The sequence below is a fragment of the Kocuria cellulosilytica genome (assembly GCF_040981245.1).
Lineage (GTDB): Bacteria > Actinomycetota > Actinomycetes > Actinomycetales > Micrococcaceae > Kocuria > Kocuria cellulosilytica.
Window position 1 is genome coordinate 42,552 of sequence record NZ_JAVFWZ010000010.1, and the last position, 20,583, is coordinate 63,134.

A 20,583-nucleotide genomic window follows, 5' to 3' on the forward strand; every position below is an offset into this window, starting at 1 on the left:
GGGCGCCCGGGGTCAGCTGGTGCGGTGAGCGAGGAGGTCTGCGCGATTGATGCGTGACAGTGGAGCTGAGTGTGGGTGCATGGCTCGCAGTAGTTTCAGCGGCCGGTACAGGGATCGCAGCATGATCGCCGGCACCCTCAGCGCCGGGCTGTTGATCTGATGGGCGCGGCAGGTTCGGTCGAAGCGGTTCACGTAGTACCGGAAGTCTTCGGGGGAATTCTCCAGGCGGCGGGCCGATACGCCAGCGACCATGGTGGGGACGTAGGCGATCTGCAACCCGTGCTCGCTCAGGTGCAGAGACAGATCGAGGTCTTCGTGCATCTCATCGGCCTCGTCCGGGCAGACCGTGGAACGGATCCCCTCCCAGGCACAGCGGCGGATCGCCATGTTGGACCCGTACAACACCGGATACCGGTCAGGAGCCAGCCGCAGCGCCAATCGCCGCCCCGCATCGTCGAGTCTCAATCCCAGCCGGCGCAGCGGCATGTCCTCATAGGCCACCGGGCCGGTTGCCGCAGCGACACCCGGATCCACAAAGGCCTGCTGTACCTGCTCCACCCATTGCGGTGCCAGCACCGAGTCCGCATCGATCCGCCCCAGCACATCTGCGGTGGCACTGTTCAGCCCGGCATTGCGCGTGGGCACCAGCCCCTGCTCCAGGTTCTGCTGCACCACGATGATGGGGCTCTCCGGGTGCAGCCGCTGCACCCGGGCCACTACCGCCCCGGTGTCGTCGGTGGACCCGTTGTCCACCACGATGATCTGCTCCGCCGCCACCGTCTGATCCAGCACCGCTGCCAGACACCGCTCGATCACGGCTTCTTCGTTGAACGCCGGGATCACCACGGCCACAGACGGCCGACCAGGGCGCTGACAGGGAGGCATGTCACCCATGGTAGAGATCATCCTCGCCCATGATCGCCCACGCCCAGACCCCGATGTACCCCGGACACGACGGTGGCAACAGCAGTGTTCTGACGCGAGGAGAGCCTCCGACACAGTCCTCAGCGGACCTCGTGAGACAGCCCCTTCCGGTCAGGACCCGTAGTCCCGCCGGAGCATCACAGCGGGTGCGGGCCGGCCCTCAAGTGCCGTCGAGGACCTCGAACTCATCGCCGGGACTGAACTCCAGTCGCTGGCCGTCGAGTACGACCACATACCCATCGGCGATGTCCCGGGCCCCGGTGCCATCATCGGCCCCGAGGGTGTAGGTCACGGCCTGGACGTGCTCCACAGTGCCCGTCCTCTCGACTCCCCCACCACGGATCCGAACCCGAGCACCGACATGGCGCCCGATCAGAGAAATGTCCATGGGTTCACAGTTCCATGCGGTGGCACTGACGTCGAGCATCCCCAGATCACAGCCAGCCATGTTCAGCCAGGACGGACGGTTCTCAAACGGCTGACCATACGACGCAACCGGCAGGTACGGACAGCAGCATCCATCCGAGTCTCCGAACAGGAACTCTCCCCACTCTCGCCGCCTAGAATCGGCCCGAGAGTCCCAGGGATACGGCATGGTGGACCACCGGTTGACCAGATCGCGACACATCCGCTCAAGTCCTGTCCACTCGGTGTTCAAATCTCCCGGCGACCACGGTGAAGTGAGGCGAAGGACCCAGGAACGGAGACCACGGAGGCAGCGGAAAAGAGAATCGCCACCCGGCCGGAGCCGGATGGCGATTCCTGGTCGACGACGGGGCGTCTCAGCCCCGTGCCGGAGATCTCACGAGGAGATCAGAGCGTGATCACGCAAGCACGGTGATGTTCGCGGCCTGGGGGCCCTTGGGGCCGTCCTGGGTCTCGAACTCCACGCGCTGGTTCTCCTCCAGGGAGCGGAACCCGCCGGAGTTGATCGCGGAGAAGTGCGCGAACACGTCCTTGGAGCCGTCCTCGGGGGTGATGAAGCCGAAGCCCTTGTCGGCGTTGAACCACTTCACGGTGCCAGTAGTCATGGGGAACCTGTCTTTCTGAAGAAACGGAGCGTCCCCGGCGATCGGGGTGCTCGGGCGTTGCGATGCCTGCCAAAACGTCTTCTCAGAAAAACTGCCGCACCCGGAGTCGGGCGAACTGCTTGAAATGCGAAAAACGAAACTTCAACAACTGCGTTCCACCGTACGCGGGCCAGCCCGAAAGCGCAGTGACGGATGACACCTGTGGGCGGCTGATTCTCGCAGGTCAGTGCCACTTTCGGTCACAGTTCCCGGCCGCCGCGTTCCCGTGACGAGGATGAACCATGAGCTGGCATGAAGCCGCAGACGACGGTGGAGGCACCGGGGAGGCGGTACCGCACGACCAGGCCGACGACGTGCCCCGTGCTATCGGCGCGACGGTGGAACAGCTGCAGCTGGGCCAGCGGGTGCAGGCCCAGCTGCACGGGGTGGCGCACTGGACGGGGACGGTGGAGACGGTCGCGGTCCCGCTGGGGGTGGTGTGGATCCGCGAGGACGGACTGGGAGAGCGCAAGCTCCTGGACCTGCGGGAGTACCAGGTGCACCCCCAGCATCCCGCCGACAGGTGACCTGGACCGATCCACCCCGACAAGACCCCGCACCCAGACACGCCCGGCACCTCCGCAGCACCCCTCGGGGTGCCAGTCGGTCCCTGCGCCGCCTTCTACGACCGCATCTGGGAGGACTCCGGCACCTCACCGTCCGGACCCCCGCGTGATCGGGGCTGTCTCGGCGAAGGACCCAGCAGGCGACCGGTCACGTGCTGGGCTGCGGCCAGCCCAACATCAGTGCTGTCGTCCGGTGAATTAGGAGCGCGGCCTGAAGTTCGGTGGTCGCGGGGGCACCGTGGCTCAGTTGCTCACGGCCGGCGCGTTCGTGATGTGGCGGGCATCGAGGAGTTGGGTGACGGCGAAGGCGGCGACGTCGCCGGCGGCGGCGCTGCAGCCGATGGCGTCCTGGCCGAAGTATCCGACGTACTTCAGCCCGGGTCCTCGACCGGGAGTCGAGCGCAGGAACCGCACGATCGTCCAGTCCAGCCCAGCGCCGGTGACCGTGGCCATCATCTGCCGCATCTGCCCATGGACGCGCGGGTGCAGGGACCTGAGGAAGGCCCGATGGGCTCTCACCTGCGCAGTGGGCCGTTCCCGCGGGCACAGCCCGACAGCAGGGCTGCCCAGACCGATGTAGCGGTGCACCCCGTGGTCCTGCATCGCGCCCACCATGTGTACGGTGCCTTCCACCAGGTGCGCCCCGGGACGGTCCAGGCGCGGATCGAGCGCGTTGACCACGGCCTCGGCTCGCGCCACAGCCGCGGCCACGGCCACCGGGTCGGTGAGCTGCCCGCTCAGCACCTGCACCCGGCGCCCCCAGGTTTCGGGCACCGTGCTGGGGTCCGAGGCGAAGACCCGGGGCTCATAGCCGCGCCAGATCAGCTCCTCGACGACCTTGCGGCCGATGTCGTTGTCAGCCCCGAAGACGGTCACGCGCATGGGGTCCCCCGATCCCTCGAAACATGCACACGTTGCCCTTCGAGCATAGGCACCCCAAGGTCTGCCCTGAGGGGAACGGAACGGCTCTCCTTGTGACCAAGTACGATGCCGGACCGCAGCGCATCACACTCGAACCCCGACACCCGTTCTGCCGACGGCCAGGATTCCAGCGTCCCCGATTCGGAGGACAACCACCGTCAGAGCAGGGCCCGCACACCCACCACGCACACGACGGCGCTATGAAGGCCTGGCCCCTCGACCACAGAACCGAGATGAAGCCCTCCCTCCCAACGCAGATCGCCTCTAATGGGGCCATATGTATAGCGGAGGAGACGGAGCCGCCCTTGGCTCTGCTGTCCACGGCCTGCTTGACATCGTTTCCGGAGATCCGGATGCAACACCGACGGAGGGGAGTGTTCGTTCTGCGCCGTCGGAGTTTTCGCGGTGGAGCAGCTCGGAGGTGTAGGGGGCGCGCAACGGAGGCTGCCGGTCGATGAGCTCGTTGGCGGCGTGGGCCAACAGGTCGCGCTGGAAGGCGGGCAGGCCCAGGCAGTGGTGCAGGTAGGCCTCGACCTCGACCTCCCCGGCGCTGCCGCCGAGGGTGAAGTAGTGCAACCACAGCTGCTTCACCTGGATGCCGGCGCGGCCGATGACCTCGAGCAGCAGGCGGGCTTGTTCCGCCCCGATCCCGTGGTCATCCACGGGTGCCCCTCACCCTTCCGGGTCCGGGTGGCGCTCCAGGATCTGGCGGGCGACCTCGGCCATCGGACGCCCCTGCGCGCGGGCGGCCGTGAGCAGCACGCAATGGGCGTCGTCGGGGTCGGTGACCCGTTGTTCCATCAGCATCCCGGTGGCCCGGTCGATCGCCTGTCGATCCTCGAGACCGGCCTGCAACGCGGCGCTGAGCCGCTGCGGGGCGTCGCGGGTCTGGGCCGAGCCCAGCAGGGTGGCCGCCGCGGCGGCCAGCAGGCCCAGCTGCTGCTCCTCGTGGCCGGTGAAGGCATCGCCGACGGTGGCGTAGACCTTCATCGCACCCAGGCATCGGTCCTGGAACACCAGCGGGACACTGAGCACCGAGCGGATTCCGGAGGCGGCGGCAGCCGTCGACCACTGCGGCCACCGGTCGTCGTCGGTGGTGTCGTTGACGCGCTGAGGGGTCGCGGTGGCCCAGGCGCTCAGGCACGGGCCGTTCCCGAGGTCGTACTGGAGCGCGTCGGCAGCCTCCACGAGATGGCCGGTGGCCCCCGTGCTGATCCTGGTGCCCTGGGCGTCGAGCAGGGAGACCCCGGCACCGGCGGCTACGGGGATGAGGGCCTGGGCGACCTGGGCCAGCTGGTGCACCGCGGCCGCAGCGTGCTCCTGGGACAGCAGCAGGTTCTGGATGCGGGCGAAGACCATGGTCGGCTCCGTCGCGGAGGACTCGGGGTGCATGAGGACCTCTCTCGGTCCGACGGGGCGGGTCGAGTCCACGGCGCATCGTGGACTGTCGTGGCGGCCTCGATAGCCGGTAGTTTCTCGCACGATGACTGCCCCTTCTCTCAGGGATACGCCGGGCCGCACCGGGCCGGGCAGCCGGTGAATGGTCACGGAGTCGGCGCCGCTTCTGGTGCGGTGACTGCCCCGAGTCGGGACTCTGACAACCTGAGTGACCTTCAAAGATGGTGAGGCCCGCCTCGGCACGGGGTGACCGGGCCAAGGCGGGCCTCACGAATCCTGCTGGTGCCTCACCCCACCCCACCCGGAGGCCTCCACTGACGGGGAAGCACGGGCTACCGGGGGATCTGCGACCGCTTCAGACGGCGTGGGCCACCGAGGCGTGACGCAGCCGGTACTCGTCGGCGGGGATCAGCTTGGCGAGCCCGTTGCTGGCCTCGCGCACCCACAGCACACCCAGGTGGGCTGCCACCTGGCTCACGGTGCCGGCATGGCGCAGGTGGTGCTCATCCCATACTTCGATCCGGTCCCCGGGGTGCACCCGGGTGAGGTCGTGGAGCCATGGATCAGTGGTGGTCATGATGCGTCCTGTTCACATTCGTGCGGGGAGATTCAACATGCTGCGCCCGGTCTGCGGGGATCCGAGCCCCGAAACTAGGCTCGGATCCCCGCAGACCGGAAGGGGTGCTCAGGCGGAGTAGTTCTCGCGGCTGCCGGACTTGGCCAGCCCGCGGGACACCAGGTAACCGATGGTCAGGTAGGTGATGTACTCCATGGCCTGACGCGCGTCGAACAGATCGGCGCCGTCCTCGGCCCCGCCGTCACCGACCAGGATGGCGGTGACGACGACGGCCACAAGCACCCCGAGGTAGGCGATGAACTCGGTGGTCTTGGTCGCAGCCTTGGTCTCGGTGGCGCGACGGGTCGTGTGCTCGGCGCCGGTGGTGGCGGGGGTGGCAGTGTGGGAAGCAGTGTTCGTCAAGGGATTCTCCTGAAGAAGTAAAGGGGTGCCGGATTCGGCAGGGCACCGGAGGGCGGATCGCCGTCGGCGCAGTCAGTGGAAGGCGTGGGGGCGCCGTGTGCTCGACGCCTGGCCTACGCCGTAGACTGTACGTGTAGACTACGAATAAAGCAAAGCTCCCTTATTGAAGGATCCTGATGCCCATGAGCTCCCCTGCCGCAGACCCCGACACCGACCCCGTCGAGGACCCCTCACCGACCTCCGAGACCAAGACGCGCAAGCCGCGGCTCAGCCGGGAGATCATGCTCACCGCGGCCCTGAAGCTGGTGGACGCCGAGGGCCTCGACGCCTTGAGCATGCGCCGGCTGGGGGCTGAGCTGGACCGGGACCCGATGGGCCTGTACCGCTACGCGAAGAACCGGGCGGATCTGCTGGACGGGATCACCGAGGTGGTGCTGGACCGGCTGGTGATCCCCACCGACGGGGCGGACTGGCAGGCGCAGCTGCGCGCCACCGCCCACGACTTCCGCCGCTTGGCCCTGGAGCATCCGCACGTGGTGCCGCTGCTGGTGACCCGGCCGCTGTCCACCCCACTCGGGCTGCGCCCGCTGGGCACCCTGCGGCCCCTGGAGAACATCCTGGCCCTGCTCATCGACGCCGGCTTCGCCCCGGCCGATGCGCTGCACGTCTACCGGGCCTACTACGGGTTCCTCTACGGGCACGTCCTCAACGAACTCCAAGAGATCGTCGTGGACGAGCAGGAGAACGAGTCCCTGCTGCGCCTGGGCCTGCACCGCCTGCCCGCCCGCCAGTTCCCTCGGCTGCGCGCCATGGCGTCGTTGCTGGCCGACTACGACGGAGCCGCCGAACTCGACCAGGGCATCACCATCCTGCTCACCGGCCTCGCCGCCCAGCTCCACCCCACCGCACCCAGCACCCCGAGCACATCGATGCCCGACCCCGCCCCACAGGAGCTCTCATGACCACCACCGCCGCTGACCACACCGGGCGCCACCAGCACTCCACACCCCACGAACAGACCGCCCCCGCCCTGGTGGCACCGGTCCTGGCCGCACCCATGGCCTCCGCGCCCACAAGGACACCGGGCAGCCGCCTGGACCCGGGAGAGGACTTCCCGGAAGATCTGACCGGGCTGGGCATGGCGGATCTGCAGGTGCTGCACTCGAGGATCACCCGCCAGCTCGACCACGACTACCTCACCGATCCCGCCGGGCCCCGTCCGGCCACCATGGACCGGAGCTTCGAGGTGGCCGCTGAGCTGGACGCCCGCGACACCGCATGAGAGCCCATGACCCAGATCGAACCCTCACCGACAGGCACACCATGAACACCACCCACGCCACAGACCCCACCGACACCACTGATCCGGCGGTCCGCAGGTTCGATGCCATCTGCGTGATCTTCAATCCGCACAGCACCGGGGACGCCCCGGAACTGGCCGGGCAGCTGCGCGAGCAGCTGGCCCAGGACCTGCCTTACAGCCCGGAGATCCGGATGCTGCCCACCGCCCACGCCGGGCACGCCGTGGATCTGGCGAAGGAGGCGGCCGGCACCCCGAACGCCCTGGTGGTCTCGGTCAGCGGGGACGGGGGCTACAACGAGGTCGTCAACGGGGTCATGGCCGCCGGGAAAACCGATGCCGTGTGCGCGGTGCTCCCCGCCGGCAACGCCAACGACCACCACCGCACCACCGCCCGCCAACCCCTGGCCGAAGCCATCGCCGAAGGACAGGTGCGGAAGATGGATCTGCTGCACCTGTCCACCGGGAACCACCCGGGCGCGGAGGCCCTCTACGCCCACTCCTACATCGGCTTCGGGCTGACCCCGGTGGTGGCCATCGACATGGAGAAGGGCAACAAGGGCGCGCTCAAGGAGATGATCTCGGTGGTGCGGACCTTCGCGAAGTTCCGGCCCTTCCGCATCCAGCACTCCGACGGCACCCGGGCCAAGATCGACAGCCTCGTCTTCGCCAACATTCCTCAGATGGCCAAGTTCGCCACCCTCAGTGAGGCCGAGGACCGGCCGGCCGATGGGAAGTTCGAGGTGATCCTGTTCCCGCACACCGCCAAGTGGAAGGTGCTGCTCAAGGCCGCCCGCGCCACCACCACCGGGCTGGGGGACCAGCCCAGTGTGGCCCGCTATGAGTTCATCGCCCTCAAGCCGATGCCCTACCAGCTCGACGGGGAGGTCCGCTCCGTGCCCGCCCACACCACGGTGCGCATCGAGTCCGCCCCCTCGGCCCTGACTGTCATCGGCTGAGCGACCCACTACCGGCTCAGCACCCCGGGTGCTGGAGGCGACCATGGTCAGGACATGGGACACGCCCCCCCTGTCATCATCCGGAACCCTGCCCTGCCTGCGGCACCGAACGATGGCGTTACTGCGGGTGGCGGTCCAAAAACGTCAACGACGTGTAGCAACCAGCGTCCGGGACTATTTTCATTTGCTACAGGGGTGGTTAAGCAGCCAGCCAGCCCGCTCCATCATGAACGCCCTGCGCGGCCTCGATATTGAAGGAGCACCTGGTGCTCGACGCCCTTGCCGCCCAGCAAGCTCGGCTGCTGCAGCTCACGATCGCTCAGGCTGACATTTCGGTGTTCCAGCTCTGGTGGCACTACTTCAGTCTGGGCGGTGATGTCGGCCAGCTCGAAATCGAGGCCTACCTCCACCAGGCGCTGCATTTGCCCCGCCTCGATCGTCAGCTACTCGACCACGCCGCCTCCGAGCTCATCAACGACTAGCCCACTCCGAAAGACCCAAAGTGATCCCTGTTCTCACAGCGACCACGGCCCTTCTTGTGCCCTACGGCACAGACATCGCAGGCCCCAAGGAGGCCTCACCGCAATGCGGTCTGCCTCTAATGGGCCATATGTAAAGCGGTGGGGAAGATGCCGCTCTTGGCTCCGATGTCCGCGGTCCATCAGCAGCTGTGCTGACCCTGAAAGTGTGGTGGGGCCCTTGCCCTCAGGGCGCGGTGATGCGCCTCAGGGTGCCTCGTTCGGGTGCAGGTGGCGGTAGCGGCCCTGGTAGTACAGGAGGGGTTCCAGGGCATGCCCACTTGCTGGGCTCATCTCGTTGACCCTTCCCAGGACGATGACGTGATCGCCCGCGTCGTGCTCGGCCCAGATCTCACAGTCCAGCCACATCAGGGTGTCCTCGAGGACCGGGTTCCCCGCCAGGGTTGGGTGCCAGCGGATGCCCGCCCACTTGTCGGTGCCCTTGCGGGCGAACTGGTTCGAAACCCCCTGCTGGTGACTGGAGAGGACGTTCACCGCGAATCTCCCGGTCCGCCGGATCCGGGGGTAGGTGGTGGAGGTCTTCATGACACTGAAGGAGATCAGCGGCGGGTCGGTGGAGACGCTATAGAAGGACTGGCAGGTGAACCCGACCGGGCCCTGCTCATCACGGCCGGTGATGACCGTGATCCCGGAGGCGTAGAGCCCCAGGGCGCCCCGGAAGGCGCGGGGGTCGATGCTCTGCCGGTCGGCTGCCGTTTGCATGGCCGGGGTCACCGTGCCTGGTCTGCGAGCCGGGGGTCCAGTCCGTACTGGGCGTGGGCTCCCAGGTTCTCCCGCAGGGTGGGACCTTCGTAGTCGTGGTGGTAGAGCCCGCGTTCCTGCAGGAGGGGCACGACCTCGTCGACGAAGGTGTCGATCCCGTCCTCGTAGACGTCGATGGAGACCCAGAAACCGTCGGCGGCCCCGGCCTCGAACCACTCCTGCAGATGGTCGGCGGTCACCGAGGCAGGCCCCACCGGTGTGGGGTGGTAGTCGATGACCCCGTGGGCGAGGATGTCGCGGATCGTCCACCCTTCCCGGGCGACCTCCAAGGCCCGCGGGGAGCGGGGATCGAAGGGACTGGGCCGGGCGGCGGCCAGCTGCTCCTGGGTCAGCGGCCGGTCCAGCTGACCGACCTCCAGATCCAGCCCCAGCATGGATCCCAGGTACGGGACGCGGGCCGGGAAGATGTGCTCGCCCAGGGCCACGCGGCGGTCCAGGGCGGCCCGCTTGGTGGGGCCGATGGCCGGCATCACCCCGGCGAAGAACTTCACCTCATCCGGGTCGCGCCCGGCACGGCGCGCCGCGTCACGGACCGCCTCACGCTGGGCCCGGGCGTCCTCGATGGTGAACACCGCCCCGATGACCGCACTGGCGTACCGGCCGGCTATCTCGAGTCCGTTCTCCCCGCCGCCGGCGGAGAAGATCACCGGCTGGCCCTGCTCCGAAGGCGGAATGGGCAGCGGCCCCTGGGAGGCGACGTGCTCCCCGCCCAAGTTGATCGCCGGGATCTTGCCCGGGTCCGCGAACCGTCCGGTGCTCGTGTCCTTGAGCCAGGCGTCGCGCTGCCAGCTGCCCCACAGCGCCTGGGTGATCTGGATGGTCTCGTGGGCGCGCTGGTAGCGCTGCGGGCGGGCGGCGATCTGGCGGCCGAAGTTGGCCGCGGAGGCGGGGTCGCTGGTAGTCACCGCGTTCCAACCGGCACGGCCGTGGCTCATCACATCCAGGGCCTTGAACTGCCGGGCGAGGTTGTAGGGCTCGTTGAAGGTCGTCGACCCGGTGGCCACCAGCCCGATGCGTTCGGTGCCCCGGGCGATCGCCGCCAGCGTCATCATGGGCTCCAGGGTGAGCTGGGGTGCCTCGTGCTCCAGGTTCCCGCTCAGGGCCAGGAAGTCGGGCAGGAACAGGAAAGCGAACTTCCCGCGTTCGGCGGCCTGGGCGTAGCGGACTTGGGCGTCGAAGTCGGTGTAGTTGGACGGATTCACCCCGGGGGCCCGCCAGGCGGCGGGCTGGGAGCCGTAGCCGTTGCCGAGCTGCATGCCGAGGATCATCTGCGGGCTGGTCATCGAGGAGTCTCCAGTGCGAGTGAACTTAAACGGAGTGTCTCTCCGCCTACGAACTCCAAAGATACGGAGACTGTCTCCATATTGTCAACGGGGCAGAAACACCCCGATCCGGAGAGGCAGATGATCATGGGGCAACCGCGGGGACCGATGTCGCGGGCGAAACAGTGGGCCACCGTGCCGACATCCTGGCGGCGACACGGTGCCGCTGCCCGCCCCATGGGCTCGGCGCCTGATTGCCGACGATGGCCCGGAGGGCCGGTGTGCGGGGTGGCACCCTGTCGTCACCACCGGGGCGACTCCACAGTCACACCACAGCCCGGGCTACTCGGTGTTCCCGCCCTCGATCGGGGCGGCGTGAAGGAAGGTCGCGGGGCCGGGTCAGAAGGTGCGCTTGGCCACCCGCACCCGTTGGGCTCCTTCCAGGGCGGAGGCCAACCGGGCGGCGGTGACGGGGGCGGCCGGGGTCTCGAGCATCTGCTCTGCAGGCGTGTCCGGGTCGGCGAGGTAGAGGCGGGTGTAGGCGGCGGCCTCGGGCTCGAACCGCCAGCTCTCGGTCAGGGTGCCGGCGTCGAGGGTGTCGAAGCCGAGCCGGTCGATCAGTGCTGCCACCTGGGTCTTCGCCCCGGCGTCGTTGCCCGCCATCGGCAGGGCGGTGCGGTCGGGGGACCCGGCGGGGCGGGCCAGGGCGGGGATGTGGTCGGCGAGGATGTTGTTGAACGCCTTGGCCAGCCGGGCTCCGGTGAAGTGGCGTTGGACGAGCTCGCTGGTGGTGAGCTCCTCCGCGTCGAGGACGGGGATGCGCCCGTCGCGGAACGGGTAGTAGTTGCTGGTGTCGACCACCGTCTTGCCCTCCAGCAGGGCGGCGGGGAGGGTAGTTGCCGCGGTCAGCGGCACGGACAGCACCACGATCTCCCCGGCGTCGGCCGCCTGCTCGACGGTGCCGGCGGTGGCCAGCGGGCCCAGCTCGGCGACGAGGTCGGTGAGGGTTTCGGGGCCGCGGGAGTTGGCGACGACGACCGGGGTGCCGGCCGCTGTCGCCAGGCGGGCGATGGCCGCACCGATGTTTCCGCTGCCGATGATTCCAAGGGTGGGCATGACAAGTCCTCGCTCTGGGAAAGGTGGGATGGGATGGGGGTAGTGATGTCCCCTCGGGCGCAGGTCGCGTCGTGGCGGTTCACGACATGCCGGCGGGCCGACACCTGGGAACCCTCACGGACTCCGCGGGCGTCGCCGCTTCGTCATGAGGAACACCGCGCCGGGCTGCGTGGGCGTCCCCGTGGCTGCCGGTGCTGGTCAGCTCGCCGGGGTGTCTCCGGGCCGGGGTGTGGCCCAGCCGGAGCGGATCATCTCGCGCACGGCCTGGGCCGAGGCCTCGTCGGCCATGGCTGCCCCGCGCACCCAGGCCGTGGCCAGGGCGGCCAGGAACAGGTCCCGTCCACGCACCCACGGCCGGGCCGCGCCCTCACGCTGGGCCGCGCCGAGGAACTCGTCAGTGGTCGTGATGAAGCCCTGGCAGGTGATCGCCAGCGGAGAGGACTCCTGGGACAAGGCAGCCCGCAAGGGATCGGGCAGCCCGTCGAAGGCGGTCACCCACTCCCCCAGCGCGTCCAGCCAGTGCTCCAGAGCCACCGCCGCATCCGTCTCCTGCCGAAGAGCCTCGAGCTGGGCCTCCAGCTCCTCGTTGCGGGCCTGCAGCAGAGCGGCCAGCAGGGCGTCCCGGTTGGGGAAGTGCCGGTAGAGGGTCCCGGCTCCGACACCGGCCCGCTTGGCCAGCGCGTCCAGGGACCCGGTGATGCCGGCCTCGGTGAAGAACTCCTCGGCGACTTCGAGGATGCGGGTGCGGTTGCGCCGGGCGTCGGTACGCGGCCGACGTGTACCGGTCTCTGCCTCGGTCATGGTTGAGTCCTCTCCTCGACTAAGTGGAGACTATCTCCGTATGGTTGTCGAGGGCAAGCGAGGGCGCCTTCCACACCACAACCCGACGCATCTCGCTCGACAGGATCCGCGCCACCGACCACCTGCCGAACCCACCCAAGTCCAGCCACCCCCGCTGCGCCATCTGCCCACAGACCCCAGTCGCCACCCCAGGCGTGGCCACGATCACAAGCAGGGAAAGAAGCAGCCACTTGTCAAGGGGAGACACTCTCCGGTTTACTGATGTGGAGGCGTTCTCCACTTGACGACATGCCCCCCTTCCCGCCGTCGACCACAGGGACCCGGTCTGCCCGGAGCCCTCCTCGAGGCTGACCCCACCGCATTGTGAAAGAGAGCCACCCGTATGACCACCCGCCAGGCCTCGATCGACCCACAGCCCGACACCGGCCCCCATGTTCTGGGCACTTCCCAGGTCGTGGGTGCGCGCGACAAGCTCGCCCCCGGTGACGGCCTGGTCCTGGGGCTGCTGATGGCCTCGACCTTCATCGTGCTGCTCAACGAGATGCTGTTGGGGGTCGCGCTGCCCACCCTCATCGAGGAGCTGGCGATCACCGCGACGACCGGGCAGTGGCTGACCACCGGCTACCTGCTCGTCCTGGCCGTCCTGATCCCGGCCACCGGCTTCGTGATGCGCAAGTTCCACCTGCGGACCATCTTCCTGACCGCGATGTCGCTCTTCACCCTGGGGACGGTGCTCGCCGCTCTCGCCCCCGGCTTTGGGGTCCTGTTCACCGGCCGGATCATCCAGGCAGTGGGCACCGCCGTGTTCCTGCCGTTGTTGATGGCCACGACCATGCGTCTGGTCCCGGCGGCCCGCCAGGGCCGGATCATGGCGCTGGTCGTGATCGTGTCCTCCGCCGCACCGGCCCTGGGTCCGGCGGTCTCCGGCCTGGTGCTGTCCCAGCTGAGCTGGCGGTGGCTGTTCCTCCTGATGGTGCCGGTCGCCCTGGTCGGACTCGTGCTGGGTGCGGTGAAGCTGCGCAACATCACCACACCGGAGCCGGTCACCCTCGACGTACTCTCCCTCGCTCTCTCGGCCGTGGGGTTCGGTGCCCTGGTCTACGGGCTGGCCACCATCGGTGAGTCCACCTCGGGCCACACCCCCGTCTCCCCCTACCTCCCCATCCTCGTGGGCGTCCTGGGCGTCGCCGCTTTCGTCCTGCGGCAGCGGGCGCTCCAGCGCACCGACGACGCGTTGCTGGACGTGCGGATCTTCGCTGTCCGGGCGTTCACGGTGCCGCTGCTGGTGATGCTGGCCCTGACCATGACGGCCTTCGGCACGGGAGTCGTCTTCCCGCTGGTGCTGAGCAGTGTCAGCGGGTTGGGCACCTTGCAGATCGGGCTCTTCCTGGTGCCCGGCGGTGTCACGATCGCCGTGGTCTCGGCCATCGGCGGGCGACTCTACGACCGCCTCGGTCCCCGGCCCCTGGCGATCCCCGGAGCGCTCATCGTGGCCGCCTCCCTGTGGTTCCTCTCCCGGCTCGACTCCGGCACGGCCGTCTCGACGCTGCTCATCGCCTACATCACCATGATCGTCGGGCAGGCGCTGATGTGGAGCCCGCTGACCACGGCCGCGCTGTCGGCGCTGCCCGCTCACCTCTACCCCCACGGCAGCGCTGCCTTCGGCACCATCCAGCAACTGGGTGGCGCGGCAGGCACCGCGGTTCTCGTCTCCGCCTACACCCTCGGATCCACCGCACACGGCACCGGACCCCTGGATCTGGCCCAGTCCGTCGCCGCCGCACAAGCCGCCTTCACCGCCGCGGCCGTCATCGCCTCCGCCTCGGCCCTCGCCACCCTGTTCGTGCGCCGGCCCCGACCACTCGACCCGCACACCCCCGCAGAACCCACACCCGGTGCCTCGGCGGCAACGGCCTGACCCACAGCCCCTCGCTCCCATCGGGGCATCCACCTGCAGCACAAGGAGACAGACCATGAAGATCGGCATTCTGGGCACCGGGCACATCGGCACCACCCTGACCCAACGGTTGAGCGCAGCCGGACACGACGTCAAGGTCGCCAACTCGCGCGGCCCACAGACAATCGGGCCCGACGTGCTGGCCTCAGGCGGACGCGCGGTCCTGGCGGACGAAGCCGTGATCGATGTCGACGTCGTGATCCTCTCCGCTCCCCTGCACCGTCTTCCGCAGATCGCGCCGCTGCTCACCGGTGTGCCGTCCGGCACCGTGGTCATCGACACCTCGAACTACTATCCGCAGCGCGACGGCAGGATCGAGGCCATCGAGGCCGGCCAGGTCGAGAGCCTGTGGGTGGTTGAACAGCTGGGACGCCCGGTGGTCAAGGCGTGGAACGCGATCGGCTCCCATTCCTTCGCGGCCAAAAACAAGCCGGCGGATAGCCCGGACCGCATCGCCATCCCCGTGGCAGCCGATGACGACCAGGACCGGGCGGTGGGCATGGCCCTCGTCGAGGACACCGGCTTCGACGCCTTCGACGCGGGCCCACTGGCGCAATCGTGGCGCCAGCAGCCGGGCACCCCGTGCTACTGCACCGACCTCACCCTCGAAGAGATGCCGCAGCAGTGGGCGGCAGCAGACGCGAGGCGATCGCCGACGCGACGCGACCTGGCCGTCGCCGCCATCCAGGAACGAGTCGGGGACGCCACCACCAACCCCGACGCCGAATACGGCGTACGCCTCAACCGCGCCCTCTTCATCTGAACCCAGAGAACCCCTCGAGGCACTCCCTGGCAAACACGGCGAAAACCAACCCATACTGCAACGTCACCCTCGTAGGTCGTGACCGGTAGACGGCCATATGTAAAGCGACAGGGGCCGGAGCCCCCTCCTGACTTGGGACTGAGCTACCAGCACTGGCAGGCGAGGCGGCAGTGGTGACGGCTCCGGAGAGGCCCCGGCCGGTGGTGGTTTCTTCCGGAGGCATCCTTCAGGATGGATGAGTCAGCCCGTGGTGACCGTGATGAGTCATGGCGGCGGGGGATCAACGGAAGGAGTTTCCATGCCGGATCTTGGTGGAGCAGCCGATAAGGCCAAGGACTACGCCCAGGACAACCCTGAGAAGGTCGACCAGGGCAAGGACAAGGCCAAGGACGCCTTGGACGGGAAGAACGACGGCGACCAGCAGTAGTTTTATTCTTCGATCGACACGAGCCGGGCCGGCCCTATGGGGCCGGCCCGGCTTCGTCCTCTGCTGCCCGTACAGGGCACGTTAGAGAGGCCCTTGCCGGTCCGACTGTGGGTGATGGTGCGGGGGCGAGAAACCAGGCGTGGGTGATGCCCGTTCGCCCTGCTCGATGGGAATCCCATGCAGGTGTGCGACATACGCATCATGATGTCCACAGGAGATGACGGACTCAGATGATCGTCACCTGCGGCAGTTCCCGGATGCGCCGGTAGAGTGTGGCCCTGGACATGCCGAGGTCGCGGGCGACCTGGGTGGCAGGCTCCCCGGACTCGATTAGCCGCAGGGCGTTGCGGATCTGGGAGTCGGTGAAGGTCTGGCGCCGTCCACCGAGGTCCTTGCCGGCAGCCCGGCGTTTGGTCACCGAGTCGGTGATCCGCTCCCGCTTGATCTCCAGCTCCATCTGCGCCAGAGCAGCCATGACGGTGAACACCATCGAGCCCATCGGGGTCGCGGTGTCCACGTCTCCCCCACCGAGGTTGAGCACCCGCAGCCCGGCTCCTCTCCCCCGCAGTGCCTCAGCGAAGGCCAGCATGTTCTGCGTGGACCGCCCCAGACGGTCCAGCGTGGTGATGACCAACGTGTCGCCTTCCTCGAGGGCGGCCACGGCTTTGTCGAACTGCGGACGCGATGCACGCCCTCCAGACACTCCACTGTCCACATAGATGTCATCGCGCCGCACACCGGCATGCAGGAGGTCGGACACTTGACGGTCAGCGTCCTGTTGCCGCGTCGACACTCGGGCGTACCCGATCAGCTTCCCCACGTCCACCCCATCTGTCTCGCAACTAACGTTGAGTATCCAATTCTAGGGGTACGGATAAAGCACATAGCTGCGAGACAGGCCGAACCGCGGAAACATGCGGGCGCAAATTTCTCGGACGAGACGTCTCACATCCCCTGGCATGAGGAGCGGCCTGATGTCACATTGCTCAGCCTGCTTCTAGAATTATCGGCCCTGCGCCTACCCTGGTTAATCACCACAGGGCCCCCGGCCTGCCGGCACGGCCCTGCCCCAAGCCGGCGCCGCGAGACCCTCCCTCACCTGCGAACAGGAACAACACATGACGACCCCTGCCCCTGGAGCCCTGGCCGTCGAGCTGCACCCGGCCTCTCCCACCCAGTGGGTCGCCACCTACTACCCCATGGTGGTCACCCCCGCGGGCCGTTGGGCCGAGGTCACCTGGGACCTGCACCAGCGTCTGATGCCCACTACGTCCGCCCCACGGGAGCCAGCACGGTGGCTGGAGGCGTGCAGCTCCGATCCCGATCACCCCTGCTACGCCGGCCACCAGGAGTGGGCCACCGAACTGGCCGCCGGCTATGCAGCCGCACGCGCCGTCCACGACACCGAGCGCACCGAGGAACCCTTCTCGGACCAGGAGGCACAGTTGCTGCGCGAGGACACGCTCGTCGTCCCGGCCGGACAGCTCTCGGAGTGGGTGCTCGACGACCTCGAGGACGAGACCTCGAGCATCGGCGGCTGACCCTGCGCACGGGCCACTCCTTCCCGCCCCGCCCGGCCATCCCGACCCCTTCTATTCACAACCGCACATTGTTGTTTCAGGTTGTGAACGCGAACACACCGCCGACATTGCCGCACGGGGCGGGAGCGAGCATCCTGGCTTACCAGGGGGACAAGGGATCTGCATCAGACCATCCTCCAGCTTCGGCCGCGTCGACCGGGCGCACCGTGGTTCCGGGGGGATCCACGGAGCCAGCCAGATCATGGTCCGCGACGAAGCAGCGCAGGGGCGGGATGGCCGGGGGGCCACCCCGCCCCTGCCACACCTATCCACGATTTCGCAGCGGCGGTAGGCGGATCCGCCCTCGAGAAGACGTCGCTCAGCCCAGCCCTCGACTGAAGAGTCATCCCCTCGGTCGGGCGGCGCCCTTGTGAGCGACGTTGATCCCAGGGCAACCATCGTCATCGGCGCCGCCCCCTGGACTCAGTCGGTCATACGCGTCCACCACGGCACGAATCCTCTAGTCAGCGGCCCTCACGGTGTTTCACACTGGTGCTGTGGCGGAAGGCATCTCCCACACAGAAAGCCGGACACCATCCCATGTCCGGCTTTCTGCTTTCCCAGCACAGCGAGGGATTCTCCGCCCAGGAGCAGGACCCGGCTCTGCCCTTGGTCCATCAGCTCTCCCATCCGGTGGTCCTGCGTAGCACTGCCACCGCAGCACCGGCAGTCCAACGCGCTACTCACCCATGGTCCGAGGCGGTCGAGCAGCCAATGCAGAAGCTCGAGACGGACGTCGGGAACACCGGCGTCGGTGCGGAGGGGATCAGCGCCACTAACGCCCATGACCGTAGGCAGAGCCCAGCCAGCTGGGAATGCCCTTCCGGCTGAGCCCGGACAGTCAGGGGTGTGGTGAGGAGTCAGTCTGTCGGATCAGGGTCGGCTTCGGCGGCGGTGACCGGCCCGGCGGTCACCGACTCCGGAGGCCTCGGCGGCAGGTGACGGTAAAGGGTGGTGCGGGTGATCCCAGTCTTGGCCACGATCTCCGCCATGGTATGCCCGCTGGCGCGCAGATGGGCTGCGTAGGCCAGCTTGTCCGGATCCACCACCGAAGGCCGCCCGATCCGCCGCCCCTTGGCCGTGGCCACTGCCCGGGCATGGGCGGCGCGCTCGAGGGTGTAGGTGCGTTCCATCTGCCCGAACAGTGCCAGCAGCACCACCGCCAGTTGCGCCATCGGATCATTTGGGTTGGTGGAGTCCACCTTGATCGGGTCCGCCAGATTGCGCACCCCCACCCCTCGCTCGGCGAGGTCGTGGATCAGGTTCAGGGTGTCGCGCACGGTGCGTCCGAGCCGGTCCAGGGTGTGCACCACAATCACGTCACCCTGGCGGGCGTAGGCCAGAGCCGCGGTCAGTCCGGGGCGGTCAGTGGTGGCCCCGGACTTCTTGTCCACATAGATCCGCTCCGCCGCGATCCCGACCTGCCGGAGAGCATCGATCTGCCGGTCCAGGTCCTGTTTAGCCGTCGAGACCCGCGCGTAGCCCAATTCCATGCCGTTAGCGTACCGGAAGTCGTTACCGTACGTCTGAAACGGAACTTTTTTATGGGCCTAGCTTTTAGGACCTCACTGGCTATCCGTAATGCTCGTGGAGGGACCTCACCGCCGGCCGTCCCACTACCAAGGAAGTGGGACGGTCACTTTGAGCTCGACGAGACATCTTGCAACCCATGGGACACAGGACGCCGCTTCATCCGGACCCTTGGCGGACCAGGCACTGGCATCGCACCGTCGACCAGCTGTCCTGACGGGCCAGTTCCTCGACATGGTCCCCCAAGGAGCTCCTCAATCCTCGGATGCCCACCGCTCGGGCGCCGCGGCTCGTGGTCGAATGGTCGGGCGGCCCCGATCGGGGTTGTGGAGCCATCCTCGTCCCACGGAGTCATGATGACCACTGCACCCTCGGATCACGCCACTGACGTCCTCGTGATCGGCGGCGGCAATGCCGGGATCTCCCTGGCCGCACGACTGCGCCGCAGGGGCATCACGGACATCGTGATCGCGGAGCCGAAATCCACGCACCACTACCGGCCGATGCTCTCCTACGTGGGCGCCGGGCTGAAGACCGTGCGGCAGATGTCCCGGGCCCAGCACAGCGTGATGCCCCGCGGCGTGCGATGGATCCAGGACCGTGTCCAGGCACTGGATCCGGCGGCACGGACAGCCACGCTGTCCTCCGGCGAGCACATCGGCTACCGGGACGTCGTGATCTGCGCGGGCTCCTCCCCGGACTGGGACCGTGTCCCCGGCAGTGTCGAGGCGATGGCCGGCCCGCACGCCTCGACCAACTACACCGTGGAGCTGGCCCCCCGGACCTGGGAGCTGCTCCGCGGGCTGCGCCGCGGCCGGGCGCTGTTCACCATCCCGGACGGCCCGGCGCCCACTCCGCAGATCGGGCAGAAGATCCTCTACCTGGCCTGCGACTACTGGCAGCGCCAGGGTGTCCTGCAGGACATCGAGGTGACCCTGCTGACGCCCACCGCCACCGTGTTCGGCCAGCCGGACGTGGACCGGGTGCTGCAGCCCTGGGTCCGGCGCTACGGCATCACGGTCCTGACGAGCGCCCACGTGCAGTCGATCGACGCCGGCTCCCGCCGGCTGCGAGCCACGGTCGACGGGACGCCCCGGGACCTGCCCTACGACCTGCTGCACCACAGCCCCGTCCACCGGGCCCCGGCCTGGATCGCCGACGCGGGACTGGGCGTCGCGCCGGGCCCGGGCACCACTTGGGCCGGCTACGCGGACGTGGATGCACAGACCCTGCGGCACCGCCGCGTGCCCACCGTGTGGGCCTGCGGGGACGCGGCCGCGCTGGAGACCGCCTCGTCCGGCGGGGCACTGCGCCACCAGACGAAGATCCTCACCGAGAACCTCCTGGCCACCCGCGATGGTCGAGAGCCCACCGCCTTCTACGACGGGTACACCGTGACCCCCGTGACCGTGCAGCGGGGCCGGGCCGTGCTGGCCGAGTTCGACCGGGACAACGAACTGGCACCCAGCATCCCCGGCGTGCCGCTGCTGGCCCCGAACCGCGTCTCCTGGTTCTTCGACCTCGAGGTCCTCCCCCGGGACTACTGGAACGTGATCCTCCGGGGCTTCTAGTGGACCATGTGTGGACACATCCGTGGCGCCTCGTTCCCCTCTCCGATGGCACCTGATTGCCCGCGCCCCCAGTCGTCGCGGCACGAGCTGTGAGAAAGGAGGGTCGGAAATCGGGAGGCCCCGAGAAGCAAGACTCATGCATCTGCACAGGATTGTGC

At 68.2% G+C, this 20,583-nt stretch carries 24 protein-coding genes; 10 read left to right on the plus strand and 14 right to left on the minus strand.

Annotation, left to right across the window (positions count from 1 at the left end; translation table 11 throughout):
* Positions 1 to 12: 12 nt before the first annotated feature.
* The 3 genes from RCG67_RS13965 to cspE all read right to left on the minus strand — a co-directional run bounded on the left by RCG67_RS13965 (position 13) and on the right by cspE (position 1,955).
* Positions 13 to 906 carry a glycosyltransferase family 2 protein gene (locus tag RCG67_RS13965; RefSeq protein WP_368827126.1) on the minus strand — a complete coding sequence of 298 codons (894 nt, stop codon included), beginning with the start codon at positions 904 to 906 and terminating at the stop codon, positions 13 to 15.
* A 178-nt stretch (positions 907 to 1,084) separates the two neighbouring features.
* Positions 1,085 to 1,234 (minus strand): hypothetical protein, encoded by a 150-nt coding sequence (locus tag RCG67_RS13970; RefSeq protein ID WP_368827127.1) that lies wholly within the window; start codon positions 1,232 to 1,234, stop codon positions 1,085 to 1,087.
* 514 nt (positions 1,235 to 1,748) lie between these two features.
* Positions 1,749 to 1,955 carry a transcription antiterminator/RNA stability regulator CspE gene (gene cspE / locus RCG67_RS13975; protein ID WP_035923571.1) on the minus strand — a complete coding sequence of 69 codons (207 nt, stop codon included), beginning with the start codon at positions 1,953 to 1,955 and terminating at the stop codon, positions 1,749 to 1,751.
* A gap of 281 nt (positions 1,956 to 2,236) precedes the next feature.
* Between cspE and RCG67_RS13980 the strand changes: the two genes are divergently transcribed.
* Complete coding sequence (locus RCG67_RS13980; protein ID WP_368827128.1) at positions 2,237 to 2,521, plus strand: hypothetical protein; 285 nt, start codon at positions 2,237 to 2,239, stop codon at positions 2,519 to 2,521.
* A gap of 282 nt (positions 2,522 to 2,803) precedes the next feature.
* On the opposite strand, the gene RCG67_RS13985 is transcribed toward RCG67_RS13980, so the two are convergent.
* The 5 genes from RCG67_RS13985 to RCG67_RS14005 all read right to left on the minus strand — a co-directional run bounded on the left by RCG67_RS13985 (position 2,804) and on the right by RCG67_RS14005 (position 5,858).
* Complete coding sequence (locus RCG67_RS13985; RefSeq protein ID WP_368827129.1) at positions 2,804 to 3,442, minus strand: NAD(P)H-binding protein; 639 nt, start codon at positions 3,440 to 3,442, stop codon at positions 2,804 to 2,806.
* Positions 3,443 to 3,745: 303 nt separating this feature from the next.
* Positions 3,746 to 4,144, minus strand: a complete 399-nt coding sequence (locus RCG67_RS13990; protein ID WP_368827131.1) for a hypothetical protein — start codon at positions 4,142 to 4,144, stop codon at positions 3,746 to 3,748.
* A 9-nt stretch (positions 4,145 to 4,153) separates the two neighbouring features.
* A complete protein-coding gene (locus tag RCG67_RS13995) occupies positions 4,154 to 4,873 on the minus strand; it encodes a GAF and ANTAR domain-containing protein (RefSeq protein WP_368827133.1) in 720 nt (239 codons plus the stop codon).
* Positions 4,874 to 5,234: 361 nt separating this feature from the next.
* Entirely contained in the window at positions 5,235 to 5,456 is a 222-nt protein-coding gene (locus RCG67_RS14000) for a hypothetical protein (RefSeq protein ID WP_368827135.1), read from the minus strand.
* Positions 5,457 to 5,564: 108 nt separating this feature from the next.
* Entirely contained in the window at positions 5,565 to 5,858 is a 294-nt protein-coding gene (locus RCG67_RS14005; protein ID WP_368827137.1) for a hypothetical protein, read from the minus strand.
* A gap of 182 nt (positions 5,859 to 6,040) precedes the next feature.
* On the opposite strand from RCG67_RS14005, the gene RCG67_RS14010 reads away from it, so the two are divergent.
* From RCG67_RS14010 to RCG67_RS14025, 4 genes are all read left to right on the plus strand, one after another.
* A complete protein-coding gene (locus RCG67_RS14010) occupies positions 6,041 to 6,820 on the plus strand; it encodes a TetR/AcrR family transcriptional regulator C-terminal domain-containing protein (RefSeq protein WP_438612673.1) in 780 nt (259 codons plus the stop codon).
* Positions 6,817 to 7,140, plus strand: a complete 324-nt coding sequence (locus tag RCG67_RS14015) for a hypothetical protein (RefSeq protein ID WP_368827138.1) — start codon at positions 6,817 to 6,819, stop codon at positions 7,138 to 7,140. The genes RCG67_RS14010 and RCG67_RS14015 overlap by 4 nt, the downstream gene beginning before the upstream one ends.
* A 41-nt stretch (positions 7,141 to 7,181) precedes the next feature.
* On the plus strand, positions 7,182 to 8,117 hold the full coding sequence (locus RCG67_RS14020) for a diacylglycerol/lipid kinase family protein (RefSeq protein WP_368827139.1): 936 nt from the start codon (positions 7,182 to 7,184) through the stop codon (positions 8,115 to 8,117).
* Between the two features lie 266 nt (positions 8,118 to 8,383).
* Positions 8,384 to 8,599: a hypothetical protein gene (locus tag RCG67_RS14025; RefSeq protein ID WP_368827141.1), complete on the plus strand. Its 216-nt coding sequence runs from the start codon at positions 8,384 to 8,386 to the stop codon at positions 8,597 to 8,599.
* A gap of 243 nt (positions 8,600 to 8,842) precedes the next feature.
* Here the strand turns inward: RCG67_RS14025 and RCG67_RS14030 are convergent, their stop codons facing one another.
* From RCG67_RS14030 to RCG67_RS14045, 4 genes are all read right to left on the minus strand, one after another.
* Positions 8,843 to 9,358 carry a flavin reductase family protein gene (locus RCG67_RS14030; RefSeq protein ID WP_368827143.1) on the minus strand — a complete coding sequence of 172 codons (516 nt, stop codon included), beginning with the start codon at positions 9,356 to 9,358 and terminating at the stop codon, positions 8,843 to 8,845.
* A gap of 8 nt (positions 9,359 to 9,366) precedes the next feature.
* A complete protein-coding gene (locus RCG67_RS14035) occupies positions 9,367 to 10,701 on the minus strand; it encodes an NtaA/DmoA family FMN-dependent monooxygenase (protein WP_368827144.1) in 1,335 nt (444 codons plus the stop codon).
* A gap of 378 nt (positions 10,702 to 11,079) precedes the next feature.
* Positions 11,080 to 11,796, minus strand: a complete 717-nt coding sequence (locus RCG67_RS14040) for an NADPH-dependent F420 reductase (RefSeq protein WP_368827145.1) — start codon at positions 11,794 to 11,796, stop codon at positions 11,080 to 11,082.
* Between the two features lie 198 nt (positions 11,797 to 11,994).
* The gene (locus RCG67_RS14045) at positions 11,995 to 12,597 is read right to left on the minus strand and encodes a TetR/AcrR family transcriptional regulator (RefSeq protein WP_368827146.1); all 603 of its coding nucleotides are present in this window, start codon (positions 12,595 to 12,597) and stop codon (positions 11,995 to 11,997) included.
* Positions 12,598 to 12,979: 382 nt separating this feature from the next.
* Between RCG67_RS14045 and RCG67_RS14050 the strand changes: the two genes are divergently transcribed.
* From RCG67_RS14050 to RCG67_RS14060, 3 genes are all read left to right on the plus strand, one after another.
* On the plus strand, positions 12,980 to 14,515 hold the full coding sequence (locus RCG67_RS14050) for a DHA2 family efflux MFS transporter permease subunit (protein ID WP_368827147.1): 1,536 nt from the start codon (positions 12,980 to 12,982) through the stop codon (positions 14,513 to 14,515).
* Positions 14,493 to 15,317 carry an NADPH-dependent F420 reductase gene (locus RCG67_RS14055; protein ID WP_368827149.1) on the plus strand — a complete coding sequence of 275 codons (825 nt, stop codon included), beginning with the start codon at positions 14,493 to 14,495 and terminating at the stop codon, positions 15,315 to 15,317. The genes RCG67_RS14050 and RCG67_RS14055 overlap by 23 nt, the downstream gene beginning before the upstream one ends.
* Positions 15,318 to 15,615: 298 nt before the next feature.
* The gene (locus RCG67_RS14060) at positions 15,616 to 15,744 is read left to right on the plus strand and encodes an Rv0909 family putative TA system antitoxin (RefSeq protein WP_336650675.1); all 129 of its coding nucleotides are present in this window, start codon (positions 15,616 to 15,618) and stop codon (positions 15,742 to 15,744) included.
* 226 nt (positions 15,745 to 15,970) lie between these two features.
* Here the strand turns inward: RCG67_RS14060 and RCG67_RS14065 are convergent, their stop codons facing one another.
* Complete coding sequence (locus tag RCG67_RS14065) at positions 15,971 to 16,564, minus strand: recombinase family protein (protein WP_368827150.1); 594 nt, start codon at positions 16,562 to 16,564, stop codon at positions 15,971 to 15,973.
* Positions 16,565 to 16,862: 298 nt separating this feature from the next.
* Here RCG67_RS14065 and RCG67_RS14070 point away from each other — a divergent pair, with 298 nt between their 5' ends.
* Positions 16,863 to 17,285 (plus strand): hypothetical protein, encoded by a 423-nt coding sequence (locus RCG67_RS14070; RefSeq protein WP_368827151.1) that lies wholly within the window; start codon positions 16,863 to 16,865, stop codon positions 17,283 to 17,285.
* Between the two features lie 899 nt (positions 17,286 to 18,184).
* Here RCG67_RS14070 and RCG67_RS14075 read toward each other — a convergent pair.
* Positions 18,185 to 18,817 (minus strand): recombinase family protein, encoded by a 633-nt coding sequence (locus RCG67_RS14075; RefSeq protein WP_368827152.1) that lies wholly within the window; start codon positions 18,815 to 18,817, stop codon positions 18,185 to 18,187.
* Between the two features lie 393 nt (positions 18,818 to 19,210).
* Here RCG67_RS14075 and RCG67_RS14080 point away from each other — a divergent pair, with 393 nt between their 5' ends.
* Complete coding sequence (locus tag RCG67_RS14080; RefSeq protein WP_368827153.1) at positions 19,211 to 20,425, plus strand: NAD(P)/FAD-dependent oxidoreductase; 1,215 nt, start codon at positions 19,211 to 19,213, stop codon at positions 20,423 to 20,425.
* The last annotated feature ends 158 nt before the right edge of the window (positions 20,426 to 20,583 follow it).

Excerpts from the sequence above, each read along its gene's own strand:
- RCG67_RS13965 (WP_368827126.1), bottom strand. The coding sequence starts at position 906 with ATGATCTCTACCATGGGTGACATGCCTCCCTGTCAGCGCCCTGGTCGG.
- cspE (WP_035923571.1), bottom strand. The coding sequence starts at position 1,955 with ATGACTACTGGCACCGTGAAGTGGTTCAACGCCGACAAGGGCTTCGGC.
- RCG67_RS13980 (WP_368827128.1), top strand. The coding sequence starts at position 2,237 with ATGAGCTGGCATGAAGCCGCAGACGACGGTGGAGGCACCGGGGAGGCG.
- RCG67_RS13985 (WP_368827129.1), bottom strand. The coding sequence starts at position 3,442 with ATGCGCGTGACCGTCTTCGGGGCTGACAACGACATCGGCCGCAAGGTC.
- RCG67_RS13995 (WP_368827133.1), bottom strand. The coding sequence starts at position 4,873 with ATGCACCCCGAGTCCTCCGCGACGGAGCCGACCATGGTCTTCGCCCGC.
- RCG67_RS14000 (WP_368827135.1), bottom strand. The coding sequence starts at position 5,456 with ATGACCACCACTGATCCATGGCTCCACGACCTCACCCGGGTGCACCCC.
- RCG67_RS14010 (WP_438612673.1), top strand. The coding sequence starts at position 6,041 with ATGAGCTCCCCTGCCGCAGACCCCGACACCGACCCCGTCGAGGACCCC.
- RCG67_RS14015 (WP_368827138.1), top strand. The coding sequence starts at position 6,817 with ATGACCACCACCGCCGCTGACCACACCGGGCGCCACCAGCACTCCACA.
- RCG67_RS14020 (WP_368827139.1), top strand. The coding sequence starts at position 7,182 with ATGAACACCACCCACGCCACAGACCCCACCGACACCACTGATCCGGCG.
- RCG67_RS14030 (WP_368827143.1), bottom strand. The coding sequence starts at position 9,358 with ATGCAAACGGCAGCCGACCGGCAGAGCATCGACCCCCGCGCCTTCCGG.
- RCG67_RS14035 (WP_368827144.1), bottom strand. The coding sequence starts at position 10,701 with ATGACCAGCCCGCAGATGATCCTCGGCATGCAGCTCGGCAACGGCTAC.
- RCG67_RS14040 (WP_368827145.1), bottom strand. The coding sequence starts at position 11,796 with ATGCCCACCCTTGGAATCATCGGCAGCGGAAACATCGGTGCGGCCATC.
- RCG67_RS14045 (WP_368827146.1), bottom strand. The coding sequence starts at position 12,597 with ATGACCGAGGCAGAGACCGGTACACGTCGGCCGCGTACCGACGCCCGG.
- RCG67_RS14050 (WP_368827147.1), top strand. The coding sequence starts at position 12,980 with ATGACCACCCGCCAGGCCTCGATCGACCCACAGCCCGACACCGGCCCC.
- RCG67_RS14060 (WP_336650675.1), top strand. The coding sequence starts at position 15,616 with ATGCCGGATCTTGGTGGAGCAGCCGATAAGGCCAAGGACTACGCCCAG.
- RCG67_RS14070 (WP_368827151.1), top strand. The coding sequence starts at position 16,863 with ATGACGACCCCTGCCCCTGGAGCCCTGGCCGTCGAGCTGCACCCGGCC.
- RCG67_RS14075 (WP_368827152.1), bottom strand. The coding sequence starts at position 18,817 with ATGGAATTGGGCTACGCGCGGGTCTCGACGGCTAAACAGGACCTGGAC.
- RCG67_RS14080 (WP_368827153.1), top strand. The coding sequence starts at position 19,211 with ATGACCACTGCACCCTCGGATCACGCCACTGACGTCCTCGTGATCGGC.